General features: G+C 44.1%; 14 protein-coding genes. 6 read left to right on the forward strand and 8 right to left on the reverse strand.

Annotated elements, in window-relative coordinates; all coding sequences use genetic code 11:
• The first annotated feature begins 69 nt into the window (after positions 1-69).
• The gene (gene folP / locus ACX0G7_RS01185) at positions 70-861 is read left to right on the forward strand and encodes a dihydropteroate synthase (RefSeq protein ID WP_458921573.1); all 792 of its coding nucleotides are present in this window, start codon (positions 70-72) and stop codon (positions 859-861) included.
• A 130-nt stretch (positions 862-991) separates the two neighbouring features.
• Here folP and ACX0G7_RS01190 read toward each other — a convergent pair whose 3' ends face one another.
• Together ACX0G7_RS01190 and ACX0G7_RS01195 are read right to left on the reverse strand one after the other, a co-directional pair.
• The gene (locus tag ACX0G7_RS01190) at positions 992-1,951 is read right to left on the reverse strand and encodes an FKBP-type peptidyl-prolyl cis-trans isomerase (protein WP_458921574.1); all 960 of its coding nucleotides are present in this window, start codon (positions 1,949-1,951) and stop codon (positions 992-994) included.
• A gap of 6 nt (positions 1,952-1,957) precedes the next feature.
• Entirely contained in the window at positions 1,958-2,965 is a 1,008-nt protein-coding gene (locus ACX0G7_RS01195; RefSeq protein ID WP_458921575.1) for a DHH family phosphoesterase, read from the reverse strand.
• Between the two features lie 193 nt (positions 2,966-3,158).
• Here ACX0G7_RS01195 and ACX0G7_RS01200 point away from each other — a divergent pair, with 193 nt between their 5' ends.
• On the forward strand, positions 3,159-3,575 hold the full coding sequence (locus ACX0G7_RS01200; RefSeq protein WP_458921576.1) for a nucleoside-diphosphate kinase: 417 nt from the start codon (positions 3,159-3,161) through the stop codon (positions 3,573-3,575).
• A gap of 68 nt (positions 3,576-3,643) precedes the next feature.
• On the opposite strand, the gene ACX0G7_RS01205 is transcribed toward ACX0G7_RS01200, so the two are convergent.
• Positions 3,644-4,567 carry a TraB/GumN family protein gene (locus ACX0G7_RS01205; RefSeq protein ID WP_458921577.1) on the reverse strand — a complete coding sequence of 308 codons (924 nt, stop codon included), beginning with the start codon at positions 4,565-4,567 and terminating at the stop codon, positions 3,644-3,646.
• Positions 4,568-4,679: 112 nt separating this feature from the next.
• On the opposite strand from ACX0G7_RS01205, the gene ACX0G7_RS01210 reads away from it, so the two are divergent.
• The 3 genes from ACX0G7_RS01210 to ACX0G7_RS01220 are packed head-to-tail and all read left to right on the forward strand — an operon-like array spanning position 4,680 to position 10,540.
• Positions 4,680-6,629, forward strand: coding sequence for a DUF3857 domain-containing protein (locus ACX0G7_RS01210; RefSeq protein ID WP_458921578.1), 1,950 nt, complete (start codon positions 4,680-4,682; stop codon positions 6,627-6,629).
• Between the two features lie 38 nt (positions 6,630-6,667).
• Positions 6,668-8,581 carry a DUF3857 and transglutaminase domain-containing protein gene (locus tag ACX0G7_RS01215; RefSeq protein WP_458921579.1) on the forward strand — a complete coding sequence of 638 codons (1,914 nt, stop codon included), beginning with the start codon at positions 6,668-6,670 and terminating at the stop codon, positions 8,579-8,581.
• Between the two features lie 9 nt (positions 8,582-8,590).
• Positions 8,591-10,540 (forward strand): DUF3857 domain-containing protein, encoded by a 1,950-nt coding sequence (locus tag ACX0G7_RS01220; RefSeq protein ID WP_458921580.1) that lies wholly within the window; start codon positions 8,591-8,593, stop codon positions 10,538-10,540.
• On the opposite strand, the gene ACX0G7_RS01225 is transcribed toward ACX0G7_RS01220, so the two are convergent.
• The 3 genes from ACX0G7_RS01225 to ACX0G7_RS01235 all read right to left on the reverse strand — a co-directional run bounded on the left by ACX0G7_RS01225 (position 10,500) and on the right by ACX0G7_RS01235 (position 15,443).
• Positions 10,500-12,416, reverse strand: a complete 1,917-nt coding sequence (locus ACX0G7_RS01225; RefSeq protein ID WP_458921581.1) for a menaquinone biosynthesis decarboxylase — start codon at positions 12,414-12,416, stop codon at positions 10,500-10,502. The genes ACX0G7_RS01220 and ACX0G7_RS01225 overlap by 41 nt on opposite strands.
• Before the next feature lie 220 nt (positions 12,417-12,636).
• On the reverse strand, positions 12,637-13,494 hold the full coding sequence (locus ACX0G7_RS01230) for a DUF6089 family protein (RefSeq protein WP_458921582.1): 858 nt from the start codon (positions 13,492-13,494) through the stop codon (positions 12,637-12,639).
• Between the two features lie 293 nt (positions 13,495-13,787).
• Entirely contained in the window at positions 13,788-15,443 is a 1,656-nt protein-coding gene (locus ACX0G7_RS01235; protein ID WP_458921583.1) for a glycoside hydrolase, read from the reverse strand.
• Between the two features lie 50 nt (positions 15,444-15,493).
• On the opposite strand from ACX0G7_RS01235, the gene ACX0G7_RS01240 reads away from it, so the two are divergent.
• A complete protein-coding gene (locus ACX0G7_RS01240) occupies positions 15,494-16,759 on the forward strand; it encodes a multidrug effflux MFS transporter (protein ID WP_458921791.1) in 1,266 nt (421 codons plus the stop codon).
• 72 nt (positions 16,760-16,831) lie between these two features.
• On the opposite strand, the gene ACX0G7_RS01245 is transcribed toward ACX0G7_RS01240, so the two are convergent.
• Both ACX0G7_RS01245 and ACX0G7_RS01250 read right to left on the reverse strand, forming a co-directional pair.
• Positions 16,832-19,204 carry an ABC transporter permease gene (locus ACX0G7_RS01245; protein ID WP_458921584.1) on the reverse strand — a complete coding sequence of 791 codons (2,373 nt, stop codon included), beginning with the start codon at positions 19,202-19,204 and terminating at the stop codon, positions 16,832-16,834.
• Positions 19,205-19,333: 129 nt separating this feature from the next.
• Positions 19,334-19,639: a polyhydroxyalkanoic acid system family protein gene (locus ACX0G7_RS01250; protein WP_458921585.1), complete on the reverse strand. Its 306-nt coding sequence runs from the start codon at positions 19,637-19,639 to the stop codon at positions 19,334-19,336.
• Positions 19,640-19,687: the final 48 nt, after the last annotated feature.

Here is a 19,687-nt window from a genome sequence, read left to right on the forward strand (position 1 = left end):
AGATTCAAGCGCAATATGTTTACACTGAATTGTAAGGGCAGGTTAATAGCGTTCGACCAACCGATAATAATGGGCATTCTTAATACAACTCCTGATTCGTTTTACGAGGGCAGCCGTTTCATTGGTGAAGAAGGCATTCTGCAACAAGTTGCGAAAATGAGATCTGGGGGAGCGCTTATTGTCGATATCGGTGGTCAGAGTACACGGCCCGGAAGTGATCGCATCAACGCTGAAGAAGAGCTCAGCAGAGTGATTGGCGCAATAGAATCCATCCATTATAATTTTCCGGATCTTCTTATTTCAATCGACACCTATTTTGCAGTTGTAGCAGAAGCAGCCGTTAAAGCCGGTGCTTCCATAGTTAATGATATCAGTGGTGGTGTGTTTGATAAAGAGATGATAAAAACCGTTGCTGCCTTAAAGGTTCCATTTGTATGCACGCATGCACCGGGACCAGCCGAAGCCATGCATGAGAATCCGGGTTACAAAAACGTTACTGCCGATGTGCTTGACTTCCTGGCAAGGCAGATCAGTGTCTGTACCCTTGCTGGTATCAACGATGTGATCGTCGATCCCGGAATCGGATTCGGGAAGAACATCTCCCAAAACTTCGAGATTATCCAAAACCTCGAAAAATTCTTAATCCTGGATAAACCGCTGCTGTTAGGCATATCCCGCAAGGGCATGATTTACCGGACGCTGAATACAACCGCTGAGCAGGCGGTTAACGGTACGACAGTCCTGAACACAATTGGCTTGATGAAGGGTGTTTCCATACTCAGGGTACATGACGTAAAAGAAGCTTCAGAGGCAGTGTTACTTACTCAGAAGATAAGAGGGGCTGCAGGCAATTCAAAATAACAGATCGATACCTGCTTCAACCTCAGACACAAGGTGATCGCAATCACCAGCTATATCATACCATAAAAAAAATCCGGAACAACATGTGTCCCGGATTCAATATAATTATCACTCAATAATATCTCAGAAATTACTGGCCCGGAGGTCTGCCATTATCTGGTTGCTTTGGAAGATCTTTTACATCGACCACCTCCACGTAAAATATCAGGTTATCATTTGGCTTGAGGGGTCCACCTGGTCTGGGGTTTGCTCCATATCCCAATGTAGATGGGACGTAAAGATTACCTTTTCCGCCCTTTCTCAGCTGCTGGATACCTTCAAGCATTCCGACAATAGCACCCTGTGAACCTGAAAGAAATTCAAACGGCTCCATCGGATGCGGCTGAAACTGTTTTGTACTATCAATGTTTGAATCGAAATAATCTCCGTTCATAACCTGGCCTGTATACATTACACTTACAACCTTACCTGAATCGGCCAGAGGACCATCACCCTGCGACAGGATCTCCACAAATGTACCCTGACCTGTTTTTACCGCATTGATCTTTTTGCTGGCAAGATATGCTTCGATAGTCGCGATGTCTTTAGCCAGCTGTACGCCTTCTTTTTTCTTCAGAACTTCCTGGTAAGCCTGTTCAGAAGTTGCGCGGTCTTTGTTGGTGGCTTCTTCGCTCATGACATCAATAACCTTGATACCAATAACAATCTTGTCAGACTTGGTCATGAAAGGCGGCAATTGACCACCCTGGCGCAATAGGCTATCGCCCTCAAGTATGATCTGCGCACTGTCCCCTTTCCTGAGCATCATGAAAACTTCTGATGGATTGTAACTTGGTGGCACACTGTCAACCGGCAGATAAACCGGGATAGCATCATATGATGTTGCCAGCAAAGAGTCTTTTGTACCCTTGCGAACGTTCTGAACAACATGTATTTTCAGGAACTGCCCTTTTTGTGCAGTTATACCTTTGCCGTCGCTGATGATCTTGTATAATACACCGCTTTTGGTTTTCTTGAACCCTCCGCCCGAGCAGGCTGCTAACAAAAGCACTGCGAGACCGCATAAAATAAGAGACGCTGTTTTTTTCATTATGTTTTATTGTAGTTGTGATGCATTTTCTTTCATCGCTTCAATAAAGCGCTGAACTGTTTTTTCAATCGAATCGCTGCTACGGCCGCCCGAGGCGTTAAAGTGTCCGCCACCTTCAAAATATTTACGGGCAAAAGAGTTGACATCGAAATTGCCTTTGCTCCTGAAACTCCACTTCCTTTCCTCGTCGCGATCTATTACTAATGCCGCCATTTTTATGCCCATTATGCTCAACGGATAGTTAACTAATCCCTCAGAATCGCCGGTCTTGATCTCGTACCTGAGCAAGTCCTTTTTGGGTATCGAAATAATGGCAGTATTGTATTCGTAAAATACCTCCATCCTGTTTAACAGCACATGTCCTATAAAACGAAGCCTGTTTTCATGGTAGCTATCGTAAATATTTTCATGAACCTTGGTATGCTCCAGCCCTTTGTCTTTCAGATCCGCAACCATCCGGTGTACGGATGCTGCAGCGGCCGGAAAACGGAAAGAACCTGTATCTGCCATTACGCCGGCATACAGGCATTCTGCCATTCCCATAGTGATACGCAGGCTGTTGCCGGATTCCACGATGAAATCGTACACCATCTCGCAGGTGGAGCTTTTAGCGGTATTGCTAGCCCCGTACACAAACTTATCAACCTCCGGTTGCTGGTGATGATCAATTAAGATACGTGTGCCGGTAAAATGCTCTATCCTTGGTGCCAGGTTTTTGGTACGCGAAAGCGTATTAAAATCAAGGCAAAAAAGCCAGTCGGCCTTACTTATGATCTGCTCTGACTTTTCTTTATTCAATTCAAAATCAACCACTTTATTGCATCCCGGCATCCAGTTTAACCATTTTGCCCAGTTAGTCGGAGAAATAACGGTCACTTCATGATCAAACGAAAGCAGGAAATGATAGAGACCCAGGGCTGAGCCCATTGCGTCCGCATCAGGCTTCTGATGCATGGTGATTACGATCTTTTTCGGTTCGGACAGTAACGGATATAATTCCCTGATTGGTTTCATCCAGCCATAATTGTTTTATTTATTCGGATACGCTGTCCCGCAAAGCCGGAACACCGACCGATCCTCCTGTAGGTCAATATCCTGACATGGACGTTTGGTATAAAAACGGGGGCAAAGGTGCATAATTCTGCTTCACCGGCCAATTATAGTTATTAAGTTTTTCTACCTTTGCGACCAAAATTTATCATAATATATGAGTAATCGCACGTTTACGATGATTAAGCCGGACGCAATGAAGAACGGACATGCCGGGGCTATTTTAGATAAAATTATAAAAGGGGGCTTCAGAATTGTTGCGTTGAAACAAACAAAACTAACCAGCGAAAAAGCCGGCCAGTTTTATGAAGTGCATAAGGAACGCCCATTTTACGGTGAATTGGTTGATTTTATGAGCAGCGGTCTCATCATTGCCGCCATTCTGGAGAAAGAAAACGCAGTGGCAGATTTTCGTAAACTGATCGGCGCAACCAATCCTGCCCAGGCAGAAGAGGGTACGATTCGTAAACTATATGCTACTTCGATGGGTGAAAATGCTGTTCACGGCAGTGACAGTGATGATAATGCCAGGATCGAAGGCAATTTTTTCTTTTCAGGACTTGAACAGTTTTAACCTAAACAGTTTTAACCGCTTCCAAATATCCGTCCGGTCAGTTTGTAATGCAATCCTGGCCGGGCGGTTTACAGGTTTTTTAGTGGCTTCACGGAATAACCCGCCTTTTTCAGCAGATTAATTACACCCTGTTCACCAGGCAAATGTCCCGCGCCAACCGCAAATAGCGTGGTGCCTCCTTCTTTCATAATTCCGGGGATCTGGTCCACCCATCTCCGGTTACGATCGTACAACATCAGATCCATATACTCATTCATACCCACATCACTTTGCTGCATCAGTTTATCCAGCTGGCCAAGATCCTGCATCAGGTAAACCTTAACCATTTGTTCGGTGATTGCTTTGTAGTGATCAACGCTGTCAATATAAGATACCAGATCCTTTGCCTGTTTCTGATAAGGAATACTATCAAAAATACTAGCCTGGAATTCGGTTGTTTCCAACCCCCTGATGTTTTTCTTGAGCGGCTTTACCTCCTGCATGATCATACCTTCCATCCCGTTTGTTTCCTTACAGCTCATGAGTTGCTCACCGATGAGGCTCGAAACGAAATAAGGTTTGAATCGGTTCATCATCGAAAAAGGTAGCTTGGACTTGCTTTTTTCGAAATAGTTCTTCACTCTTTCATATTCCTCAGGAGTAAGCAGATCGGATATTTTTGAGCCATCATTCATCCGCAGATATTTGACTGCTCCCATCACCTCCTGCATATCGTCCATGTCTATCTCAAAATACACCTGGTTGCAGTCTCTGATTACCTGCTTCATGTTAGGACTAAGCTTTGCGTCATCTGCACAAAGTATATGCATTGTACCAAACAGGTAAGACGGACTATCTAACCCCTTACCCGTGATTTCCCAAAGAAGCGTATTGTTGGTTGTACTTCTCACGAGTGGTTTCCGGGTAGCGGGTTTTGCTGAGGGGGTAGCAGACTGCGCCAAACCAAGGGTTGCGGCGCCGAGGCATAAGACCATTATTACACTCTTCTTCATATACTGAATCACCATAATTAGCAATTATCTGGTATTTAATAGAATAATTTTCATTTTCGGAAAAAAAGATATTATACTTGTTTCCTAAACCCATAACCCTTAACCTATACCGATGAAAAGTGTACCCTTGCTTGCCTGCCTGGCACTATGTGCCACTGTCAGCTATTCCCAGAAAAATAAAGATATTCCCGCGTTCGGCAAAATCGACAAAACTGAAATTGAATTAAAGGAATGCGCGTTTGATAAAAACGCGGAAGCAGTCGTTTTGTTCGATGTAGGCAAGTATACAACAAATTTCACTGGTGGAACTGTTTTCTCAGAGGTCGAACGCCATGTCAGAATTAAGATCTTAACTGACAAAGGCCTCGGACAAGCCGACATTAAAATTCCGTTTTACAGCTATAAGGGTCAGCAAACGATACGCGGCCTCACTGCGCAGACTTATAACGTAGATGAATCCGGTAACGTGGTTATTTCCAAGGTTGACAAAACAGCCATCTATGACAAAGCAATCAACGCAAGAAATTCCCATCAGATTTTTACGTTTCCCAATGTAAAGGCCGGGAGCATAATCGAATACAAGTATGCGCTGAGGGGTAGATGGCCCAAGCACTGGTATTTTCAAAGAGATATACCAGCGATGCTGGCCCGCTATACTATCGAGGCCCCGGTAGAACTCGATGTGATTTCACAACAATTTGGCAGCTACCAGGTAGAAACCGAACATACCCTGCGTGGAAACAATAATATACATACGTATTCAGTCAGGAATCTTCCCGCATTCCGTGACGAACCTTTTATCACTGTTGATGATGATTACCTGCAGCGCCTGGAGACGAGTATTATAGCTGTTACAGTTAATGGTATCCGGCACGACCTGTTAAAAACCTGGCCAAAAGTGATAAAGGAACTTATGGAGGATGAAGATTTTGGTGTACAGCTGAAAAAAAATATTCCGAGGACAGCAGATCTTGACCTCGCCCTGAAACCGCTCACTTCGGATTACGCAAAGATGCTGACCATCCACTCCTATGTGCGTAGAAACATGGAGTACAATGGCACTTCCAGTATTTGGGCACTCGAGGGAGTAAAGGCAGCATGGAAAGAAAAAAAGGGAACCAGTGGTGAGATAAACCTTATCCTGGTAAATTTATTGAAGGATGCCGGTTTGAATGCTCACCCGGTATTGGTGAGCACAAGGGAAAATGGCAGGGTCTCGACCAGTCTGCCCGGTTACGATCAGTTTGACAAGGTACTTGCCCATGTAAGGATCGGGTCTAAGGTGTACGTGTTGGATGGCACCGAAAAATACACGGCCACCCGGCTTATACCACTTGATGTAATGTACAGTGAAGGCCTGGTGATCGAAAAAATTGAATCCGGCGAATGGGGCTGGGAAGTATTATGGGACAAAGGCAACAAGTTTAATACTGTTACGATATTCAAAGCCGCACTTACTGATAAGGGGTTGATTGAAGGTGAGGCTACTGTAAGCAGTTTTGATTATTCAAGAGTGGAAAGGATGCCCATACTGAAACAGGGCAAGGACCAGTTTGTAAAACATTATTTTGAATCGCGGAACCCGGAATTCAAGATCGACAACGTGGTGATCAATAATGAAGACAATGATTCCCTGCCACTTGTCCAGGAGTTAAAGTTCTCGCACCCGGTAAATGAATCGGGTAATTACCGGTATTTTTCTGCTAATATTTTCTCTGGCCTGGAGAAAAATCCATTTATCAGCGAAGAGCGGTTTTCAGACATATTTTTTGGAGCTAACCAAACATATAGCATCGTCGGGAACTTTGAGATCCCGAAAGGTTTTGTATTTGAAGAAATGCCGAAAAATGTGCGCATGATTATGCCCGATACTTCTATAATGATGACAAGGTTAACGGCCGTAAAAGGCAATTCACTCACCACCAGGGTCACGCTTGAATTTAAGAAACCGATTTTTACACCGGAAGAATACCCCTACTTCATGGAATTCTACAAAAAACTTTTCGCGATTCTTAATGAACAGTATGTAGTTAAAAAAGTAGATGGCGTAGTAAATAATTAACTGGTTGAACCGTTTTACCTTTTCATAACCCCCTGCTGATGAGAAAATTGATTGTTCCCCTGCTTACCTGTCTTATCACGATGTCTGTTAATGCACAGGAGTTTTCAGATGTTATCGTTATTAAGCCGGAAGAGATAAAGATGAAAGAATGTTCTTTCGATCCGGAGGCCGACGCTGTTGTGCTGATGCACGAAGCCTATGCCGACCATGATGATCAGTACCGCTTGATAACAAATCACAGGGTGAGACTAAAAATTCTAAAAGAAAAAGGAATTAGTCATGCAGACATCCGCATTCCGTTTTATTCAAAAGAAAACTTTGAATCAGTTGAAGTGATCCGCGGACGGATTTATAATGAAACCTCTAATGGACTTCTGCAGTTTTTGGACCTGGAGAAAAAATCGGTGTACAAAAAGAACATCAATAAATACTGGAGCGAAGTCGTCTTTACCTTTCCATCTGTAAAAGTGGGAAGTATCATCGAATACACTTATAAAAGCACGATGGAAAGTTACGGTGGCCTGGAAGACTGGCAGTTTCAAAAGTCCTTACCTGTGGTAGAGAGCCGGTATTCTTTAGTTGTACTGCCGGATTATGAGTTTGCTTACCGCGTTCAGAAAAGGGATGATATACCGGTAGAGATCCAGCCGGAGAAAGGCACGGGCAAAATTTCGTTCGCAATGAAAAACATCCCGGGATTGCGCAACGAACCATATATGGATTCGCGCAAGGACTATCTCCAGATGGTGATCTTCCAGTTATCCGGCCAGAATGTTGGTTATAAGAAAAAATACATGACCACCTGGGAAGAAGTGATCAGGGAACTGAATTCGCACTCAGGTTTCGGGAACCAGGTTGGTAAATCACTAAGTGGAGCCGAAGATTTTATTAAGATTGTCAGGCTTGATCCTTCACTGGCCAGCAGGACCACGAAGGTCTATAATTATGTGAGATCAAACATGGTCTGGAACGGAATCTACAGTAAGTATGCTATTGATGGAATAAAGCAGGCCTGGTCAAAAAAAACCGGAACCAGCGGAGAAGTTAACCTGGCACTTGTGACATTGTTGCGCGATGCCGGGATCGAAGCATCACCTCTGCTGGTGAGTGAACGGGAACATGGAAAGGTAAATGCAGATTACCCTTTTATCGATCAGTTCAACACCGTCTATGCTTATGCCGTAGCAGAAGGAAAGACGTTTTATCTCGATGGCACTGATAAGTACACGCCATCGCATATCATCCCTCATAGTATCCTGAACACAACTGCGCTGGTTGTGAACCGGAAAACGGGCGGATTGATACAGATAAAAGATGATCAATTTGAATACCTCGACTATGTAAATGTTACCGGTGTCCTGTCAAAGGAAGGCAAGCTGAATGGCAAGGTGTTAATCAGGAGTGTCGATTACGCACGAACAAACAGGCTGTATGCTTACAGGAATAACAGTAGCAACTACCTTAAAGAGTTCAGGGGAGAAACCGGGAATGTTGATATCGACAGTTTCAGCCTTTCCAACGAAGGCCTTGACACGATGCCGCTTTTGCAAAATTTCACCTTTTCTTCTGGTGTAACCACTACCGGCGATTACAGTTTCATCCCTACTACATTATTTTCGGAATTAGATGGAAACCCTTTTTTAAGTAAGGTCCGTTTCAGCAATGTAAACTTTGGCTACAGGCAAACTTTCTACCTGAACAGTTATATCACGATTCCCGAGGGAATTGTTATAGATGCAATGCCAAAATCGGTAAAACTGGTTAATGAAGATAAAAGCATCATGTTTTCAAGATCCGTTCTGTTCGACGATAAATCGAGACAGCTGGTTTCACGAATCTCTGTACAGATGAAGAAGAGTTTATATGATCCCGGTGAGTATGGTGCATTACACGAGTTTTACAAAAAGATGTATGATTATCTCGGAGAACAAATAGTTATTAAAAAAAGCTAATCCACTATCATGTTAAAGTCATTTGCTTCCCTTATCACAATTGTATTTAGCACTGTTTTTTCTATAAATGTTTGTTTGGGTCAGGAAATGGACCTGGCAGTAGATAAGATACCTGACAGCCTGAAGAAAGACGCATATGTTGTTACCCGTTATGAAAAAGAGGTGTTCGAAGTAACAAGTATTGAAAGAGCTTCGTATAGGGTTCATTCAATAGTGACTATCCTCAATGAACGGGGAAGCGATGAGTTGATTTTTCAACACTATAGTGATAAGTTCAACAAGCTGGGCAACTTTGAGCTGAAAGTGTATGATGCTAATGGAAAGTTTGTAATAAAATACAAGAAAAAAGATCTTTCGACCTACAACATCGGTGAGGGCCTGGTAGATGATGTTATTCGTCATTACCTGGTAGTTCCCGCCTCATCATATCCGATTACTATAGAAACAGAATTTGACGAAGACTCCAGGGGTTTGCTGCAATACCCCGGGTACCGTCTTGCCAGGCCCTATAAATCCGTTATGGCCTCAAGCTTCACAGCTATCGTCCCCAAAGAAAACGGCCTGAGATTCAAAGCTCAGAACACGAACCTTCAACCCGTGAAAACAGATGATGGTAAAAATCTCACTTATACCTGGTCTACAAAAAACCAGTCTGCTATCACCTTTGAAGATGGAGCAACCGCACCAGGAAAATGCTACCCTGCCATACTGCTGGCCCCGAATAAATTTAAACTGGACGACTATGAAGGGGACATGAGTTCCTGGAAAAACTTCGGATTATGGTATGCTTCCGTGATAGCAGGAACCGATAAATTAAATGAACAGAAAGTAAATTTCTACAAGGACCTGGTCAAAGATGCTGTTTCAAATCGTGATAAGATCAGGACAGTATATCAATACATGCAGAAAAACTTCCGGTATGTAAGTATCCAGCTTGGAATAGGTGGACATCGGCCATTACCCGCGTCATTCACTGATGATAAAAAATATGGTGACTGTAAAGGCCTGAGTAATTACATGTATGCTGTGTTAAAATCACTCGGTATTAAAAGTCATCTTGCAGTGATCCGCAGCCAGGCCAACGATGAAGGTGAAGATCCTGATTTTCCGATTGACAGGTTCAACCATGTTATCCTTTTTGTGCCTGAAGGAAAGGACAGCATTTGGCTGGAATGTACCAGCAAAACATTGCCTTTTGGAACACTTGATCATAGTACACTAGATAAAAATGCGGTAATAGTCACAGAAAACGGCGGCATACTGGTAGCCACTCCCAGGAGTCGCGCTGCTGAAAACCTGTTTTTTGCAAAAACTGTTATACAGCTCGACGAGAGCGGCAGCGGCGAGTGCATGTCGAATATACAGGCAACGGGGCTGTTCAAACAGATGCTGCTTGCTAATATTTCTGAAAGAAAACGTGATGATCAGAAATCATTTCTTGTGCGCCAATTTGGTTATAAACAACCGGATGAGCTTACTATTACCCATATAGCGGATCCGAACATGTACAATACTAATATTGAACTGTCAATTGAAAAAGTGTCTGAATTTACGGCTGGATCAAAGATGTTTCTCGCGCCGCATATTTACAAATTCTGGAATTACAAGATGCCGGAGAATGACAAAAGAATCAGAGACTTCTATTTCAATATACCTTTTACAAAATCAGACACAACCATCTACAGGCTGCCGGAGGGCTTTACTGTGGATATGCTCCCTGTCGCAAGGAATTTGTCTTCCGGGATCGCAGATTACAGCACATCCTATGCTTACAATGAAGGAGAAAAGTCAGTGTACTGCGTGACCAGGCTGGAACTTAAAAAACATAAGATATCTCCTGCTGAATATTCTTCAACCAAAGAATTTTTCGACAAGGTTACAAAGGAAGAAAACCAACGAATTGTTATCAAAAAAGATCCTAACCAACAACAGCCTCCTCCCCGTAAATCTGGCTTTTAAACCGCAGGGAGGGTGAGACAATAAACTTACCTAATCCCAGCTTATCCCATTTCTCATCAACGGCATGAATGGTTTTGTCGTCGCTGACGATAATATTCGGCCAGTCACGCTCAAACTGATCAAATTCTTTGGTTTTGCGTGTACCATCCAGGCCGAGACAGGCGGTCATCTTGCCGTCTTCACGTGCATACCCAACGACGTGGTCCCTCTTTGGATCCAGGTTATTACAGAAACGCCAGAGCGCGGTGGTAAGATCATTCGCATCGACAGTGTGTTCCACATACAGCACCATTTTGATCCAGCGCATCTCTTCGAGTGCGGAAACCTGGTGATGCAATTCCCGGATGTGCCCAGCCCTGTTTTTCTCCACGGAAATGATCAGGCAAGGAATGTCAATCAGCGGCAAAGAAACATTCACGTCTTTGATCTCGGCATACTCCAGTAAGGAAGACTTGAGGCGGTTAACATCCGCCATACCGGTTTCATGCGACATCGTTCCTTCTATCTCCTCTTCGTATTTCCTTGTGCCATCTATTCCCATCTTTCCACCAAAACCCAGTTTGGAACAACTATGGTCAAGCACATCCATCGGTCCGTTGTTGAAAGTAATATCATTGACCACATCAAGGTTCTTAAACACCTCTACTGCGAGTGAACGGTAATCCTGGATCTTTACATGTTGATCAGCGAGTACAAGAATCTTATTAAACATCATCTGACCTGCACCCCACATGGCATTCATTACCTTTTGGCCCTGGCCCGCAAATGATTTGTCGATCTGTGCTATCACGAGATTATGGAATACGCCTTCCACCGGCATATCCATATCAATGATCTCCGGCACCATGGTCATTTTGATGGGTGCAAGGAAGATGCGCTCCGTCGCTTTGCCGAGCCAGGCGTCCTCCTGTGGCGGTATGCCAACAATGGTGGCCGGGTAGACGGCATTTTTTTTATGGGTGATTGCAGTAATATGAAAACGGGGATACCAGTCTGGCAATGAATAATACCCGGTATGATCGCCGAACGGGCCTTCCCATATCAGTTCATCACCCGGATCTACGTAGCCTTCAATGATGAAATCCGCATCAGCAGGAACTTCTACATCTTCCTGCGTAATACATTTAACCAGTTCAACCTTCTTTTTGCGAAGAAAACCGGCAAGCATGTATTCATCCACATTCTCCGGCAGCGGAGCTGTTGCTGAATATGCGTAAACGGGATCTCCACCGAGCGCAACCGCCACTGGCATTCTTTTACCAAGCTTTTTATACTCGGTAAAATGTTTTGCGCTGACCTTGTGTTTATGCCAATGCATCCCGGTCAATGCGGGTCCAAAGACCTGCATCCGGTACATACCAACATTCCTGGAATGTGTATTCGGATCTTTGGTGTGAATAACGGGAAGGGTAACAAAAGGACCACCGTCTTTGGGCCAGCAGGTGATCACCGGCAATTTGGTGATATCAGGTGTGGCCATTATCACTTCCTGGCACTCTCCCCTACCCTTTATTACTTTTGGCATCCATGAAGCAAACCTTCCCAGTTGCGGAAGCATTTTGAGTTTGTCAATGATGCTTTCTTTTGGTGAGGCCAGCATTTTGAACAGACTTTCAATTTCCTTTGCCACGTCGTCAAGGTGGTTGACACCAAGTGCGAGACACATTCTTCTTTCGCTGCCATAAGCATTCATCAGAACAGGAAAATCATAACCCGTATTTTCGAACAACAAAGCCTTTCCTCCACCCGGCAATTTACTTACCCGGTCCGTGATCTCAGAAATCTCGAGCACGGGATCCACGAAAGTTTTAATCCTCACCAATTCCCCTGCCTGTTCCAACGTATCTATAAAATGTTGCTGATTTTTAAAAGCCATTTCTTATCTGTTAATCCGCAAAGTTCATTAATAAACCATTACGATCAGTCTTCCGGATCCTATTGCAGGGAAAATAAACTTCTAAAATAGTTGAAGTATTTGCGAACCTTTTTCAAAAAAAGATCTTGAAAACCGGGGACATTCATTTCCACGGATGCCACACAAAGAGTGTGCGAAAATCATATCGGGGCGAGTAGGTTACTAGTTCAAAAAAGCAGCATCAAAGATTAGTAGGACAGTCAGTTTTACCGTAATTTGAGCGGTTCCCCGAAAAAGGATTAGTGATTCCCCTGATCCCTATGGATATGCCGACACCGGTAAAGTAATACCAGTCTTTGTATTTCGGTCCACCGCGTGTTGTGCCATCTGCGGGATAATTAGGATCTCCATCTTTTAATTCACCGCCCCGGTAGGCCATTTCGACAGCGCGGGGTCCTCTTGCCTGGTTTAACAATGTCTGGTCAACATAAGTATTACTTACATCGTCCAGGTGATCGGTAAAAAGTTTCCGGAGGCCGATCTCGTAAGAAAGAACAACATTATCGCTGACCCTTAGTTTCACCCCGGCACCAAAAGGAATGGCAAATTGGGTGAGATTATAGGGTTTACGATCGGGATACTGAGCCAGACCTTGTCCCTCGGTGCCAAGCGGCTGCAGGTTGATCCTGTTTCCTAACGTATCGTAGGTATATGGGTTGAAATGATAGATAGCAACTCCCGCAAAAGCGAAGGGCGAAAATTTCTTTTCCGAAAGGTCGAGTAAAGTGTATTCAATCATCAGGTTACCCTCTACGATTCCGGTTTGAAAATTCAGGTTCCTGGCTTTGAGAAGGCCCTCATTTTTTTTATCGTTGCCTTCAAGTCTTCCGTAATTAAAACCGGCACGCGCGGAGAAATGATTGGTGATATCTAATTTGAGTCCCAGGCCAAAGGTACCGTGAGACTGATCGAGCGTCAATCTCTTGGTTTGAAGATCACCGGAATAGTTGGCAAATCCTCCGAAAGCGGTTACATGAACACGTTGTTGGGAAAATCCCAAAAGCGGAATAAAAAAAAGACAAACGAAAAGAACTCTCATCACAGATGCAATTTACGGATTCAAAATGTCAGGACAGGGATCTGTAGATTTCTTTCAATGGATGCAGGAAAATTCAGTTCTTCCGGATGGAAAGGCAGGATTTACACCAAATATCCATTAAAGGAAATACATTTTTCGAATTTATACAAGGGGCCGGTTGGTTCCACCGTTTAAAAACATACCAGGATGTTTTAAACACCAGTGTAATCAACGGATGATACAGATACGGCAGTTTTTGGCCGGAAGTAAATAAATGATCAAACTATCTTTGATCGGAAATGTTAAAACTCTGCTTACCTGGTTAATACTATGGTGTTTATTGACCGTGGCGGTAATACTACCCTGGAAAGGTCGCTGACGGCAGCAGGTTTCATATTCACTGAAGGATCAGCAGTGGTTGTATAAATAGTCAGCGATTTATATTTGCGCCCTCCCTTGATTTTGCAATTAATAGTTCTTGGTTCGTCAAGGTAATTAATAGTTACAATCACCGTTTTGTCTTTGCCATCAGTGTATGCCGAGCACATCACATCCGCGGAGCTTTCTTCATCGGTGAGCTGATCGTCCCGTTCGATGACCAATCTTTTCATACCAGGCCTGATGAAGCGGCTGTAGTGACCCATGGACCAAAGATTTTTTGTCACTTTAAATGATCCACTGGTATTACTGTCGTTTGTTTGCAACGCAATAAGGTAGTAGCGTGTATCAAAGTCGGCGCTCCCGGGCTCATATACGTTCCAGAGTTGCCAGGCTGCGGCGTTGGCAACTGCCAGATCCGTATGAATAATCTTGGCCAGGAATAAGGCACAATCCATAGCTGGAATTTTCCCTTGTTTTTTCTCCCTGTACCCGTTGCCAAGCATGCTGTATTCAGATTGCCAGAACTTCGCATTGTAAGCCATCATAGTATCGCGGACATGCCGGCGTATGTTCACCCGGTTACTATCACCTGCATCAGTAAAGTAACTGTGACCCGCAAGCGCCGGGTATACTGAGCGTAGTTTCGTAATATTATTTGGTGAGGCCGGGTTCATAAAAAACTGTACCTGTTTCCCGGCGTGCCCACCTTCAGTATATAGATGTTTGAGCGTTGCAGCTTCGGGCAAAAGAATATGTGTTTTGAGTTTTTCTTTCTGCAGTAAGCTGTCGAGGTTCGCGGCAATCCTGAAAATATCCTGGTTGTGCCAGGGTGTACCTTCCTGGTTCATTTCACCGAACTTATTCGACCAATCCCACTGCGGTTCGTTTACCGGACTGATAAATTTGAAATGTATTCCCGAACTGTCGAAATGTTTGAGGACCCGGCCGAGAAATTCGGCGTAGTCGTCGAACCTGTCTTCGCGAAGGTTGCAGGTATAATCTTTTTCAGTTTTGAAACCCAGGCCATTTTTGTTGAAGTAAACTGGCGGCGTGTTACTGAATGCTATCAGATTTTCTACTTTATATTCATTTGCCTTACGCAGGAACCATTGGTAACCTGCTTGTTTTGACCAGTTATAATTTCCGTTTTCATCCCGAAAACATTCCACACGTTTTACCGCCGTTTTGATACCGCTCAGCTCCCCCTGTTCCGCAGTGCCCCCACCAATATTGAAACGCCATGCAGAGAGTCCGATTCCAAGCGGTTGTCCATTATTATCAAATTCTTTGCTGAATAACAAACGCGCTATAGAATCTTTTTTCTGTTGATCCCAGTACTTGCCTATTCCTTCGGAAAACCAGCAACCAGATCCTCCGAAGTTTTCAACCGTCTGCGCCGTTTTGCGGAGATCAAGATTGAAGCCAGTTATCTTCCCTTGTGCGATCACGTTGACCGTAAACAGCAGAAGTCCTGTTGATAATAACAACACATTCGATTTCCCGACTATTAGCTTTTTGCAATTCATTCCTTCGTTTTTAAAAAAAGCGACCTGGCGATGGGTAATGCCTATTTTGAGCCCTGCTGACATGAAAGTTAGTGATAAGCTACAAACCTCTTTTGAATTGATTCCAACAATTCATTTATGATGGATTAATTTTGACATCCATTTCGATGTTATATTATAGTATAATGAATATTTCCAATACTGAGAAAAGAAACAGAACTGTATTGATACTTGTTTTAGGGGCATTAACGGCGCTGGGTCCTTTCTCCATCGATATGTATCTGCCCGGTTTTCCGGATATAGCAAAAGATCTTGATACGGACACATCCAGGGTCGCGCTTTCTTTGTCATCATACTTCATTGGAATTTCTGCTGGCCAGCTTTTGTACGGGCCACTGATGGATAGATTCGGTCGGAAGCCACCCCTTTATCTCGGATTATTGCTTTATTTGCTGGCTTCTATCGCCTGTGCCTTGTGTGAGACCATAGATTCATTGATCGCCTGGCGTTTTGTGCAGGCGGTAGGCAGTTGTGCCGCTGCTGTAGGTGCTGCCGTGATGGTAAGAGATTTGTTTCCTATCAGCGAGAGCTCAAGAATTTTTTCCCTGTTGATCCTGGTGCTCGGAACGTCACCAATGATTGCTCCAACATTGGGCGGATATGTTACGGCAGGCTTCGGGTGGCAGACCGTATTTATCATACTTGCAGTGCTGGCGCTGTTGCTGTTGATAGCTGTGAAGTATTTGCTGCCGGTAGCTTACCAGCCGGATCCTTCCATGTCGCTGAAACCGGGCCCTATTCTTAAGAATTTCAGGTTTGTTCTGAGCAACAAGCAATTTATTACCTATGCCATGACCGGGGCAACCGCTTTTTCCGGCCTGTTCGTTTATGTGTCAGGTTCACCACTGGTTTTTATGGAAATCTTTCATATGGATGCCAAGGTGTATGGATGGATATTCGCCGGGTTGTCCGTTGGATTTATTGGTTCGAGCCAGGTGAGTTCGGTTCTCCTGCGATATTTCAGCAGCGAGCAAATCGTATATGCTTCACTGTTATGCCAGGCTGCAGTTTCCGTGGTATTTTTGATTTTATCGCTTTACAACCTTACCGGTGTTTTCCTGACAGTGGGATTTATTTTCGTTTACCTGTGTTGCCTGGGATTGATAGCACCCAACACAAGCGCACTTGCGCTGGCACCCTTCAATACAAATGCAGGAAGTGCTTCTTCATTGCTTGGTGTATCACAGATGACGCTTGGAGCGATAGCGTCTACCGGCGTGAGCCTGTTCCAGGCCCGTGATACTACCCCAATGATCCTGGTGATGTCGGTTGCCTCTGCTGTAGCACTCATGATACTGATCTATGGAAGACACAAGATCCGCAGGACCACCCTGGAATAGTTACATGAAGTTAGGTTTATGGTGAGCTGATTAGCATCTGCTGCATCACCAGCCGCATGACATGCCACGACTTTATTCCGTGCGCAAAGATCTCACAGGGTTCGCAGTTGCCGCCCTGATTGCCTGGTAGCTCACTGTCAGCAATGCAATAAACACGGTCAGCAGGCAGGATATCCCGAACACCCACCACTGGATCGGTACGCGGTAGGTATAATCCTCGAGCCACTTGTGCATGGCCCACCATGAAATAGGGGCGGCAATAACAAAGGAGATGATAACCAACCGGATAAAATCTTTGGAAAGCAGGGCGGTTATCCCGGTAACAGAGGCACCCAAAACCTTTCTCACGCCAATCTCCTTCACCCTGTTTTCAGCCATATAAGTGGCCAGACCGAACAGACCAAGACATGAAATGAAAATGGTCAGCGCCGCGAACAGTCCCGCCAGTGTTCCCTGCATTTGTTCATTTTCAAATTTCCGGGCATATTCTTCATCCACAAATTTGTAGTCGAAAGGATATTCGATATTATATTTCCTGAAGATGGCTTCTGCTTTTTTAAGGTTCTGCGCAGTGGTATTCTGCGGATTCAGCTTCATATGAATGGTATTGAACCATTCGCTTTTTGCCCCTGATATCAGCAAGGGCCGTACGGGTTCGTAGGGAGACGTAAGAATAAAGTCTTTGATTACCCCTACAATGTGCCAGTCAACTCCGTTATCCTTAACGATCTTACCGATTGGATCTTTAAACTTCATCACTTTCAGAGAAGCCTCATTGATGATCATTCCTGTAGAGTCAGTCGGGAATTGCTTGAGGTTAAAATCACGGCCGTGGACAAACTTCAGACCCACTGTCTCCGCCAGCCCCTCATCAGCCACAAATCTTGAGAAATCTGTTTTATCATTCGGATCCTTACCTTCCCATTCCTGTCCCCAACCATCGCTCCATTGCTCTGTTATCGGCGAATTGGTTTTAACAACAGAAGTGGCGATCCCATTCGAGATCAGCTCATTTTTTATCAGCTGGTAGTTCTTCGGGATATCACCGGTCATAAAATGATAGACAAGATTATTTTTCTGATAACCGGTATCGCGGTCCTGGGCATAGTCGATCTGCTGTTTTACAATCACGGTGCAGATGATCAGGATAATTGCAAACGTAAATTGTAACACAACGAGCACCTTCCGGGGTGTTACGAGCGCATGAGCCTTTTTGAAGGTTCCCTTCAACACTTTGACCGGCTGAAAAGAAGAGAGAAAAAAAGCCGGGTAACTTCCGGCAAGCAAGCCCGTAAACAATATAAAACCAATAGCGGTGAGCCAGGTATACACACTTCCAAAATTGATAAAGAGGGTTTTGTCGGTTAGTTTATTATATCCTGGTAAACTCAAAAAGACTATTCCAAGGGCGAGCAATGCTGCAAGAAAAGAGATCAGGATGGACTCTGCGATGAACTGACCGATCAGCGAACCTTTTCTTGCTCCCACAACTTTCCTGATCCCTACTTCCTTGGCGCGTTTTTCACTGCGTGCCGTGCTGAGGTTCATGAAGTTTATACAGGCAATCAGCAATATAAAAGCAGCAATTGTTGCGAAAAGTTTTACGAAAGTTATTCTCCCGCCATTGTCTTCAGCCCCATCAGTAAAACTTGAATAAAGCCTCCATCTTTCGATCGGATAAAGGAACATCTCCCATTTGTCTTTCTTAGCTTCTTCATCAAATTTCTGTTTGAGCACTTTCATCTTCGGTGCAGCGGACGCGAGCCTGGCGTTTTCCTTAAGCAACACATAAGTGCGGGTACTGTTATTACCCCAGCTGGAATCGTCTTCGTTCCTGGAAACAAGGTATGACCATGGCAGAAGGTATTCAAAGGTGAAGCGTGTGTTATTTGGGAGGTCCTTCAAAACTCCGCTGACTACAAAGTTGTCTTTGTTTTCAAGTTTAATGAGTTTACCCATTGGTTCTTCTTTACCGAATAAGGCTTTTGCAAGCTTTTCGGTAAGAACAATCGAGTGCATATCATTTAAGGCAGTTGCAGGATTTCCCTTAAGCATCGGGAAGCTGAAAATTTGCAGGAAGCCTGTATCGACCATGTTCCCCTGTTTCATGATCCTTTTGTCACCTATACTGAACAGGAAATTACTCGGCCAGTTCACGCGCACGGCGCGTTCTACTTCCGGCAATTCGCGTTCAAGGGTCCGGGCTAAAACCTTTGGAGTTGTATTCCAGCAAAAAAGTTTACTGTCAAAATTTGCCCGGTTCCAGGCTTCGTAGATCCGGTCCTTGTTTTTGTGGAACTGATCATAACTAAGTTCGTTCTGGATCCAGAGAACGATCAGAACCGCACTGGCCATCCCGACAGCCAGGCCAAAAATGTTGATAAATGAAAATCCTTTGCTGCGCAGAATGTTTCTGAACGCGACCTTGAAGAAGTTTTTGACCATACTAAAGAGATATAATTAAGATAGACACCACCAATATGGAAATGTTACATTTCTGTACAGATATCTTCAGCTTAATCCCATGTCACTCAAAGCCTCCCAAGGATCAGGACCCATTTTACCAATCAGGATTTATCTGGCTAACAGGTTCCCTGCTTTATCCCGGATGACGTTTGCTATAGTGTCTTTGAAAAAAGAAAGCATAAAAGGAAGATCCCCCTGCACATTTACATGGTCCTCTGCCACAGTTATGTGTCCGGAAACATCGAAACCTTTCGCATTGAAACTAAAGATTCCCGTGTCTCCATTCCAGTCTTCCCTTACGTTTCTTATCTTATCTTTTTGTTCTTCCTGGAGATCTGCCAATAAGCTTTTGATTCTTGTCAATGCTTCTTCCTTTGGAAGTTCGTGCGGTATACTTACATCTAATTTGCTCATATATTATTCAATCAAAAAACATTCCCGCTATCAGACAAAATCAGCTTA

The sequence above is a fragment of the Flavitalea antarctica genome, assembly GCF_054461535.1.